This is a genomic window from Streptococcus sp. OH4692_COT-348, from assembly GCF_003859975.1.
Lineage (GTDB): Bacteria > Bacillota > Bacilli > Lactobacillales > Streptococcaceae > Streptococcus.
Map to the genome: position 1 here is coordinate 1 of NZ_RQZB01000032.1, position 1,211 is coordinate 1,211.

General features: G+C 35.8%; 1 protein-coding gene. It reads left to right on the forward strand.

Annotated elements, in window-relative coordinates; genetic code table 11:
* Window positions 1-59 precede the first annotated feature (59 nt).
* A protein-coding gene (locus EII37_RS10670; RefSeq protein WP_088793343.1) for an IS3-like element IS981 family transposase occupies window positions 60-1,171 on the forward strand; the annotation gives its coding sequence in 2 pieces (ribosomal slippage) (window positions 60-276 and window positions 276-1,171; 1,113 coding nt in all).
* Window positions 1,172-1,211 lie beyond the last annotated feature (40 nt).

Sequence of the window (1,211 nt, forward strand, 5' to 3'; positions counted from 1 at the left end):
ATGATGTTATCCTTAAATCTTAGAGTCACTATTGTATAATTTAGACAAAGGACAAAAACATGCAAAAAGGCTACTCAAAAGAATTTAAAGAAACCCTTATCGCCTTCTATCATTCTGGTCAATCCGTCACCCAGCTGTCTAAAGAATACGACGTGGCCCCTGCAACAATTTATAAATGGATAGACCTCTACTCTAAATCTAATGAAAGCTCCGTCTCTAAAGCTGATTTTCTAGAATTAAAAAGACAACTGGCTAAAGTTAAGGAAGAACGAGACATCTTAAAAAAAGTATTGACCATATTCGCCGAGAAAAAGAAGTGAGTGCTGCGGATATGGCTCAAACCATACAAACTTTAGCACTCAATGTCAGACTAAGCTGTCAACTCCTTGATGTTCCTGAATCAAGTTATTATGAACGGATTAACCGACATCCATCTAAAACTCAATTAAGGAGACAATACCTGTCACTCAAAATTTCTCAACTCTTCAATGCTAACCGAGGAATCTATGGTGCTCCTAAAATTCATCATCTTCTACTTAAACAAGGGGAAAAAGTCGGGTTAAAACTGGTACAGAAGCTAATGAAGCAACTTCAACTCAAGTCTGTAGTCATTAAGAAATTTAAGCCTGGATACTCACTAAGTGATCACATCAATCGAAAAAATCTCATACAGACTGAACCTACAAAGAAGAATAAGGTTTGGTCAACCGACATTACTTATATTCCTACTCAACAAGGATGGGCTTATCTCTCAACCATTATGGATCGTTATACTAAAAAAGTCATTGCTTGGGATTTGGGCAAGCGAATGACTGTAGAATTAGTGCAAAGAACTTTAAATAAGGCCATTAAATCACAAGACTATCCAGAAGCTGTTATTCTTCATTCTGACCAAGGAAGCCAGTATACGAGTCTAGAGTATGAAGAGTTGCTTAAGTATTATGGGATGACTCACTCTTTCAGTCGAAGGGGATACCCTTATCATAATGCCAGTCTTGAATCTTGGCATGGACATTTAAAAAGAGAGTGGGTGTATCAATTTAAATATAAGAACTTTGAAGAAGCCTATCAGAGTATTTTCTGGTACATCGAAGCCTTTTATAATTCAAAACGAATCCATCAAAGTTTAGGGTATCTTACACCTAATCAATTTGAAAAGGTAAGTGCTTAAAATAAATAGATTAAAATTCTACGTTTGTTACTCTAAAAAA